This window comes from Pseudomonas citronellolis (genome assembly GCF_029335315.1).
In the GTDB taxonomy this organism is placed as follows: Bacteria; Pseudomonadota; Gammaproteobacteria; order Pseudomonadales; family Pseudomonadaceae; genus Pseudomonas; species Pseudomonas citronellolis_A.
This window is the reverse complement of sequence record NZ_JARJLT010000194.1, coordinates 1-8363: the sequence shown is the minus strand read 5'-3', so window position 1 is coordinate 8363 and position 8363 is coordinate 1. Positions and strand designations below refer to the sequence as shown.

Sequence of the window (8363 nt, the reverse complement as noted above, 5' to 3'; positions counted from 1 at the left end):
TTACGAACGCTTAGCAAATCATCGCGCGGCTACGCCACGCCGGCGCGCTCAATCTGGAGTTATAGCGATGAGCCTCAACATCTTCTGGTTCCTTCCCACCCACGGTGACGGCCACTACCTTGGCACCGCCGAGGGTGCCCGCGCGGTCGACCACGGCTACCTGCAGCAGGTGGCCCAGGCCGCCGACCGCCTCGGTTTCGGCGGGGTGCTGATTCCCACCGGGCGTTCCTGCGAGGACTCCTGGCTGGTCGCCGCCTCGCTGATCCCGGTGACCCAGCGCCTGAAGTTCCTGGTCGCGCTGCGCCCGGGGATCATTTCGCCGACCGTGGCGGCGCGCCAGGCAGCGACCCTGGACCGCCTGTCCAACGGCCGCGCGCTGTTCAACCTGGTGACCGGCGGCGACCCGGACGAGTTGGCCGGCGACGGCCTGCACCTGAGCCATGAAGAGCGTTACGAGGCTTCCGTCGAGTTCACCCGCATCTGGCGCCGCGTGCTGGAAGGCGAGACCGTCGACTACGACGGCAAGCACCTGCAGGTGAAGGGCGCCAAGCTGCTCTACCCGCCGATCCAGCAACCGCGTCCGCCGCTGTACTTCGGCGGCTCCTCCGAAGCCGCCCAGGACCTCGCCGCCGAGCAGGTCGAGCTGTACCTGACCTGGGGCGAGCCGCCGGCCGCGGTGGCCGAGAAGATCGCCCAGGTCCGCGAGAAGGCCGCGAAGCAGGGTCGCAGCGTGCGCTTCGGCATCCGCCTGCACGTGATCGTCCGCGAGACCAACGCCGAGGCCTGGCAGGCCGCCGACCGCCTGATCAGCCACCTGGACCAGGACACCATCGACCGCGCCCAGGCTTCCCTGGCGCGCTTCGACTCGGTGGGCCAGCAACGCATGGCCGCCCTGCACGGCGGCAGCAAGGACAACCTGGAAGTGTCGCCGAACCTCTGGGCCGGGGTCGGCCTGGTGCGTGGCGGCGCCGGCACCGCGCTGGTCGGCGACGGTCCGACGGTGGCCGCGCGGGTCAAGGAATACGCGGAGCTTGGCATCGACACCTTCATCTTCTCCGGCTACCCGCACCTGGAAGAGTCCTACCGGGTCGCCGAACTGCTGTTCCCGCACCTGGATCTCGCCCGTCCGCAACAGCCCGAGGCGCGCGGCTACGTCAGCCCGTTCGGCGAGATGGTGGCCAACGACATCCTGCCCAAGCAGGCCGCGCAGAGTTGAAGGAAGGACAGGGCGAATGAAGCGGAACGCTTCATCCGCCGACGGCGGATAACGCTGGCGCGTTATTCGCCCTACGCAGAATCGGAGTATTGAAATGAGTGTGTCCAATCGGTTGGCCCAGCGCCTGGCGCCCTGGGCCCTGCCGGTCGCCCTGGTGGTGATCTGGCAGATCGCGGTGGAGGGCGGTTTCCTGTCCAGCCGCATCCTGCCGGCGCCCAGCGCGGTGTTCGAGGCCGGCTACCAGCTGGTGAAGAGCGGCGAGCTCTGGCAGCACCTGGCGATCAGCACCTGGCGCGCCGCCGTCGGCTTCGTCATCGGCGGCTCCATCGGCCTGGCGCTGGGCCTGGTCACCGGCCTGTCGAAATGGGGCGAGCGCTTCCTCGACAGCTCGGTGCAGATGATCCGCAACGTGCCGCACCTGGCGCTGATCCCGCTGGTGATCCTGTGGTTCGGCATCGACGAGTCGGCGAAGATCTTCCTGGTCGCCCTCGGCACCCTGTTCCCGATCTACCTGAACACCTACCACGGCATCCGCAACATCGATCCGGGGCTGCTGGAGATGGCGCGCAGCTACGGGCTGTCCGGCTTCGCGCTGTTCCGCCAGGTGATCCTGCCCGGCGCGCTGCCGTCGATCCTGGTCGGCGTGCGCTTCGCCCTGGGCTTCATGTGGCTGACCCTGATCGTCGCCGAGACCATTTCCGCCAGCGCCGGCATCGGCTACCTGGCGATGAACGCCCGGGAGTTCCTGCAGACCGACGTGGTGGTCCTGGCCATCCTGCTCTACGCCGTGCTCGGCAAGCTCGCCGACCTCGCCGCCCGCGGCCTGGAACGCGTCTGGCTGCGCTGGCACCCGGCCTATCAGACCAAGGGAGGTGCGGCATGAACGCGCTCAGCGCACCGCAACAACTCAAGCAGGGCATCCCCCTGGCGCTGAATGGCGTGGTCAAGCGCTTCGGCGAGCGCGAGGTGCTCAAGGGCATCGACCTGCGCATTCCCGCCGGCCAGTTCGTTGCCATCGTCGGCCGCAGCGGTTGCGGCAAGAGCACCCTGCTGCGCCTGCTGGCCGGCCTCGACGCCCCCAGCGAAGGCGAGCTGCTGGCCGGCGCCGCGCCGCTGGAGGAGGCTCGTGAAGGCACCCGCCTGATGTTCCAGGACGCCCGCCTGCTGCCGTGGAAGCGGGTGATCGACAACGTCGGCCTGGGCCTCAAGGGCGACTGGCGCAAGCAGGCCCTGGAAGCCCTGGAAGCGGTAGGCCTGGCCGACCGCGCCCAGGAGTGGCCGGCCAGCCTCTCCGGTGGCCAGAAACAGCGCGTGGCGCTGGCCCGCGCCCTGATCCACCGGCCGCGCCTGTTGCTGCTCGACGAGCCGCTGGGGGCGCTGGACGCGCTCACCCGCATCGAGATGCAGCGGCTGATCGAAGGCCTCTGGCAGCGCCATGGCTTCACCGTGCTGCTGGTCACCCACGACGTCAGCGAGGCGGTCGCCGTCGCCGACCGGGTGATCCTCATCGAGGAAGGCGAGATCGGCCTCGACCTCACGGTCGACCTGGCCCGCCCACGCTCCCGTGGCTCGGCGCGCCTGGCCGCGCTGGAGGCCGAGGTGCTCGACCGCGTGCTGGCGCTGCCGGGTCCGCCGCCGGAGCCCGAACCCGTATCCCCACTGCCCACGCAACTGCGCTGGGCGCTCTGATCCACCGTTCATCCCCGTTACGCCAATTCCCCCTAGGAGAAACGCCATGACCATCAAAGCCATCAACGTCCGCAACCAGTTCAAAGGCACCGTGAAGGAAATCATCGAAGGCCCGGTACTGTCGGAAATCGACGTACAGACCGCCGCCGGCGTGGTCACCTCGGTCATCACCACCCGCTCGGTGAAAGAGCTGGAACTGGCGGTGGGCAGCGAAGTGATCGCCTTCGTGAAGTCCACCGAGGTTTCCATCGCCAAGCTGTGAGGCGAGGAGGGCGCCTCCACACGGGGGTGCCTCGCGTGCAAAGAAAAGGCGGACGTCCTTGCCGGGATGCCCGCCTTTTTGCGTTGCCGCGCGCCTTACATCAGCGCCTGGCGCCGCGCGGCCATGTGCCTGAGGTAGTCGATCAACTGCTCCAGCTCGCCGTCGGAGAGGGTCTCCGGGCTGAAGCCGGGCATCTTCGCCTGCGGCCAGCGTCGCAGGTTCTGCGGGTCGCGGATGTAGGCGGGGAGGAAGTCCCGGGCGAAGTATTCGGTGGGGCTGTAGGGCTGGTTCAGGTCCGGGCCGAACTGCGCGTCGCCGGCGCCGTTGAGGCGGTGGCAGGCCAGGCAGTGCTTCTGGAACAGGGCGAAGCCGGCCTGCACGTCGGGGTTGGCGTCCTTGGCCGGGAGCAGGGCGGGGAAGCGGATTTCCACCGAGTCCAGCACGCGCAGGGTGCTGACCTGGAACGGCCACTGCTCGGGGCCGATGGCCGAGGCCTGGGGGTCGCTCCAGACCAGGTAGAACGGCCCGGCCGAGGGCTTGCCGTCGGCCAGCGGCGGCCAGGGCTTCTTCTCGTCCTCGATGGCCAGCCAGGCGCGCGCACCGTCCTTCTGCAGCAGCGGCGCGGCCGGCAGCTCGGCGGCGAAACCGTCCAGCGCCACCGCCTGCACATGGTCGCGGCCGTCGACGCCTTCCAGCAGCGCCGCCAGGGGCACGGCCTTGTAGTGCATGTCGAGCTTGTAGGAGACGTCGTCCTTGATCTCTATCTGTCGCGCCTGCGGGTTGGCGAGCAGTTCGGCGCTGCTGAGGGTGCGCTTGCCGGAGGGCAGCTCCAGGGTCAGTTCGGCGGCGAACGCGGCTGGGCACAGCAGGATCAGCAGCGACAGGATGAGGCGCATGAAAGGGGCTCCGGCGGGTGGCTGCCGAAACATAGCAGAGGAAGTGGGCGAGCGGCACTGCCGCCTGCGCCGCGAGGGCCGCGGCCGCACAAGGCGGCGCCGGCTTCGCGGCGGCAGGCGGACGATTGGCTAGCCGACCAGGCGACTGAGATTGGGGATGATGAGAACCACTGTGGTGACGAAGACGATCAGGCTTGCCTGCCGCCATTTCTTCGGTTGTTGATCCATCATGATGGCCTTCCGCCTTTCTTGTTGTTGGCCCGCCCCCGTTGCGCTCTTACGGCCCGGCGTCGGGTGGTCGCGACCTTGGCTTTGCATACCGGCCGCCCCGGCAAGACCCGGCAACGGCGTTCCATAGGCACTGCGAAATTTCAGTCTAAGCCCCGGCTGGCGCGGGCTTAGACGATCTGGCAGCAAATCCTATGGTTCCAGGCATATTCCATCTATATGACAGGGCGGTGACGGCTCTGGCTCGCGCCTCGACCGTTCATCCGGCGCCGCGCGGCGGCGCTTGCCAGAGCGCTCGCGATGCCCGCCGCCGGTCGCCCGGGCTGAGCGCGGCGGTCAATGCGCCTGAGCGATCCGGTCATTGCCGGCCGCCGCCGCGCGGTTAAGGTAAGCCCACACGCTGCCTGCGTGACCTACGCCAAGCGAGCATTCCACGAGAGAACGCCATGACCGAAGCATTGATTTACGACGCGGTGCGCACGCCCCGCGGCAAGGGCAAGAAGGACGGCGCGCTGCACAGCGTCAAGCCGGTCAACCTGATGGCCGGCCTGCTGCGCGAGGTGCAGCGGCGCAACCAGCTGGACACCACGCAGGTCGACGACATCGTCCTCGGCTGCGTGACCCCGGTGGGCGACCAGGGCGCCGACATCGCCAAGACCGCCGCGCTGGTGGCGGACTGGGACGAGCAGGTCGCCGGCGTGCAGATCAACCGCTTCTGCGCCTCGGGCCTGGAGGCGGTCAACCTGGGCGCCATGAAGGTGCGCTCGGGCTTCGAGGACCTGGTGCTGGTCGGTGGCGTCGAATCCATGTCGCGCGTGCCCATGGGCTCCGACGGCGGCGCCTGGGCGCTGGACCCGGAAACCAACCTGCACACCAGCTTCGTGCCGCAGGGCATCGGCGCCGACCTGATCGCCACCCTGGAGGGTTTCAGCCGCGCCGATGTCGACGCCTTCGCCCTGCGCTCCCAGCAGAAGGCCGCCAAGGCCCGCGCCGAGGGGCTGTTCGCCCGCTCGCTGGTGCCGGTCAGCGACCAGAACGGGGTGATCCTGCTCGACCATGACGAATTCATCCGTGCGGATTCCACCCTGGAAGGCCTCGGCGCGCTCAAGCCGAGCTTCGAGATGATGGGGCAGATGGGCTTCGACGCCAGCGCCTTGCGCAAGTACAGCCATGTCGAGCGCATCGAGCACGTGCACACCCCGGGCAACAGCTCGGGCATCGTCGACGGCGCCGCCGCCATGCTCATCGGCTCCGAAGCCAAGGGCCGCGAGCTGGGCCTGAAGCCGCGCGCGCGGATCGTCGCCACCGCGGTCACCAGCACCGACCCGACCATCATGCTCACCGGCCCCGCGCCGGCCACCCGCAAGGCCCTGGCCAAGGCCGGCCTGCGCGTCGACGAGATCGACCTGTTCGAGGTCAACGAAGCCTTCGCCTCGGTGGTGATGAAGTTCATGAAGGACATGGGCGTGGCCGAGAGCAAGGTCAACGTCAACGGCGGCTCCATCGCCATGGGCCACCCGCTCGGCGCCACCGGCTGCATGATCCTCGGCACCCTGCTCGACGAACTGGAGCGGCGCAACCTGCGCTACGGCCTGGCCACCCTCTGCGTGGGCGGCGGCATGGGCATCGCCACCATCATTGAAAGAATCTGAGCCGGGGCAGGGGCTGCGCCGGCTGGGTTCCCGCGCTCGCGGGAATGACGGGAGAGGTTCCGTGCTCCCCATCGTCATCCCCGCGAATGCGGGGAACCAGAAACCAGCGCCCCTGCGCCAGCCGTCGAAAAGGATTGAAGAAATGACCGAAGCCATCCGTTACGAGAAGGGTGAGGACAACATAGTCCTCCTGACCATGGACATGCCCGGCCAGAGCGCCAACACCATGAACGGCGCCTACCGCGAGGCGATGGGCGCCACCATCGCCCGCCTGGAGGCCGAGAAGGATTCCATCGCCGGCGTGATCATCACCTCGGCGAAGAAGACCTTCTTCGCCGGCGGCGACCTCAACGAGCTGATCAAGGTCGAGAAGGCCGACGCCGCGCAGTTCTACCACGGCGTGCTCGAGCTCAAGGGCCAGCTGCGCCGCCTGGAGACCCTCGGCAAGCCGGTGGTGGCCGCCATCAACGGCGCCGCCCTGGGCGGTGGCTGGGAAATCTGCCTGGCCTGCCAGCAGCGCATCGCCCTGGACGAAAGCCACGTGCAACTGGGCCTGCCGGAAGTCACCCTGGGCCTGCTGCCCGGCGGCGGCGGGGTGGTGCGCATGGTGCGCCTGCTCGGCCTGGAAAAGGCCCTGCCGTACCTCGCCGAAGGCAAGAAGGTGCGCCCGGAGCAGGCGCTCAAGGCCGGGCTGATCCACCAGCTCGCCGCCAGCCGCGAAGACATGCTGGCCAAGGCCCGCGAGTGGATCGCCGCCAACCCCAACGCCAAGCAACCCTGGGACACCGCGGGCTACAAGATTCCCGGCGGTACCCCGTCGAGCCCGAACGTGGCGCAGATGCTCGCCATCGCCCCTTCGGTGCTGCGCGACAAGACCAAGGGCTGCTTCCCGGCGCCGGAGAAGATCATGTGCGCCGCTGTCGAGGGCGCCCAGGTCGACTTCGACACCGCGCAGCTGATCGAGGCGCGCTACTTCACCGAGCTGACCACCGGCCAGGTGGCGAAGAACATGATCGGCACCTTCTGGTTCCAGCTCAACGAGATCAACGCCGGCAAGTCGCGTCCGCAGGGCTACCCGCAGGCGGCGACGAAGAAGGTCGGCGTGCTCGGCGCCGGCATGATGGGCGCGGGGATCGCCTACGTGTCGGCCGCCGCCGGCATCGAGGTGGTGCTCAAGGACGTCTCCATCGAGGCCGCGGAGAAGGGCAAGGCCTACTCGGCCGCGTTGCTGGAGAAGAAAGTCGGCAAGGGCCAGATGACTGCCGAGAAGCGCGACGCCTTCCTCGCGCGGATCAAGCCGAGCGCCAGTGACGCCGACTTCGAAGGCTGCGACCTGATCATCGAGGCGGTGTTCGAGGACCGCGCGCTGAAGGGCAAGGTCACCGCCGCCGCCGAGGCCGCCGCGCTGCCCGAGGCGGTGATCGCCTCGAACACCTCGACCCTGCCGATCACCGGCCTGGCCCAGGCCGTGGCGCAGCCGCGGAAGTTCATCGGCCTGCACTTCTTCAGCCCGGTGGACAAGATGCCGCTGGTGGAGATCATCCGCGGCGAGCAGACCGACGACGCGACCCTGGCCCGTGCCTTCGACTACGTCCTGCAGATCAAGAAGACCCCGATCGTGGTCAACGACAGCCGCGGTTTCTTCACCTCGCGGGTGTTCGGCACCTTCACCAACGAAGGCCTGGCCATGCTTGGCGAGGGCGTGCCAGCGGCGATGATCGAGAACCAGGCGCGCCAGGCCGGTATGCCGGTGGGCCCGCTGGCGATCAGCGACGAGGTTTCCCTGAGCCTGATGAGCCACATCCGCGAGCAGACCCGCAAGGACCTGCAGGCCGAGGGCAAGGCGCTGCCGCAGCACCCGGCGTTCGCCGTGGTCGACCTGATGCTCAACGAGTACAAGCGTCCGGGCAAGGCGGCCGGCGGTGGCTTCTACGAGTACCCGGCGAATGGCAAGAAGCATCTCTGGGCGGGGCTCAAACAGCATTTCGAGAAGGCCGACGGGATGATCCCGGCCGAAGACGTGCGCGACCGCATCCTCTTCGTCCAGGCCATCGAGACGGTGCGCTGCGTGGAGGAGGGCGTGCTGAAATCGGTCGCCGACGCCAACATCGGCTCGATCTTTGGCATCGGCTTCGCCGCCTGGAGCGGCGGCGCGCTGCAGTTCATCAACCAGTACGGCCTGCAGGACTTCATCGCCCGCGCGCAGTACCTGGCCGAGCAGTACGGCGAACGCTTCGAACCGCCGGCGCTGTTGCTGGACAAGGCGTTGCGCAACGAGATTTTCTGAATGGGTTTGGTGTAGGAGCGAGGGGGACGCCTAGTTCTTGCTCGCGAACGGGAGTCTGCCGGAGAGCGCGGTGCCTGGGATCGGCTCCGCTCCCTCTCCCCAGCCCTCTCCCTGAAGGGAGGGGGCTGGGGAG

At 68.4% G+C, this 8363-nt stretch carries 8 protein-coding genes; 6 read left to right on the top strand and 2 right to left on the bottom strand.

Annotation, left to right across the window (positions count from 1 at the left end; all coding sequences use genetic code 11):
* The first annotated feature begins 67 nt into the window (after nucleotides 1-67).
* The 4 genes from ssuD (at nucleotide 68) to P3W75_RS15095 (ending at nucleotide 3167) form a co-directional block, all read left to right on the top strand.
* A complete protein-coding gene (ssuD, locus tag P3W75_RS15110; RefSeq protein ID WP_276228170.1) occupies nucleotides 68-1216 on the top strand; it encodes an FMNH2-dependent alkanesulfonate monooxygenase in 1149 nt (382 codons plus the stop codon).
* A 94-nt stretch (nucleotides 1217-1310) separates the two neighbouring features.
* Entirely contained in the window at nucleotides 1311-2099 is a 789-nt protein-coding gene (ssuC, locus tag P3W75_RS15105) for an aliphatic sulfonate ABC transporter permease SsuC (RefSeq protein WP_276228169.1), read from the top strand.
* Nucleotides 2096-2905 carry an aliphatic sulfonates ABC transporter ATP-binding protein gene (gene ssuB / locus P3W75_RS15100; RefSeq protein WP_276228168.1) on the top strand — a complete coding sequence of 270 codons (810 nt, stop codon included), beginning with the start codon at nucleotides 2096-2098 and terminating at the stop codon, nucleotides 2903-2905. Before ssuC ends, ssuB begins: the two co-directional genes overlap by 4 nt.
* 46 nt (nucleotides 2906-2951) lie before the next feature.
* Nucleotides 2952-3167: a TOBE domain-containing protein gene (locus P3W75_RS15095; RefSeq protein ID WP_084310092.1), complete on the top strand. Its 216-nt coding sequence runs from the start codon at nucleotides 2952-2954 to the stop codon at nucleotides 3165-3167.
* Nucleotides 3168-3262: 95 nt separating this feature from the next.
* Here the strand turns inward: P3W75_RS15095 and P3W75_RS15090 are convergent, their stop codons facing one another.
* Together P3W75_RS15090 and P3W75_RS15085 are read right to left on the bottom strand one after the other, a co-directional pair.
* Nucleotides 3263-4063, bottom strand: coding sequence for a c-type cytochrome (locus P3W75_RS15090; protein WP_276228167.1), 801 nt, complete (start codon nucleotides 4061-4063; stop codon nucleotides 3263-3265).
* Nucleotides 4064-4192: 129 nt separating this feature from the next.
* Nucleotides 4193-4381 carry a hypothetical protein gene (locus P3W75_RS15085; protein ID WP_276228171.1) on the bottom strand — a complete coding sequence of 63 codons (189 nt, stop codon included), beginning with the start codon at nucleotides 4379-4381 and terminating at the stop codon, nucleotides 4193-4195.
* Between the two features lie 356 nt (nucleotides 4382-4737).
* On the opposite strand from P3W75_RS15085, the gene P3W75_RS15080 reads away from it, so the two are divergent.
* Both P3W75_RS15080 and P3W75_RS15075 read left to right on the top strand, forming a co-directional pair.
* Nucleotides 4738-5943, top strand: a complete 1206-nt coding sequence (locus P3W75_RS15080) for an acetyl-CoA C-acetyltransferase (RefSeq protein WP_276228166.1) — start codon at nucleotides 4738-4740, stop codon at nucleotides 5941-5943.
* Between the two features lie 142 nt (nucleotides 5944-6085).
* The gene (locus tag P3W75_RS15075; RefSeq protein WP_276228165.1) at nucleotides 6086-8230 is read left to right on the top strand and encodes a 3-hydroxyacyl-CoA dehydrogenase NAD-binding domain-containing protein; all 2145 of its coding nucleotides are present in this window, start codon (nucleotides 6086-6088) and stop codon (nucleotides 8228-8230) included.
* Nucleotides 8231-8363: the final 133 nt, after the last annotated feature.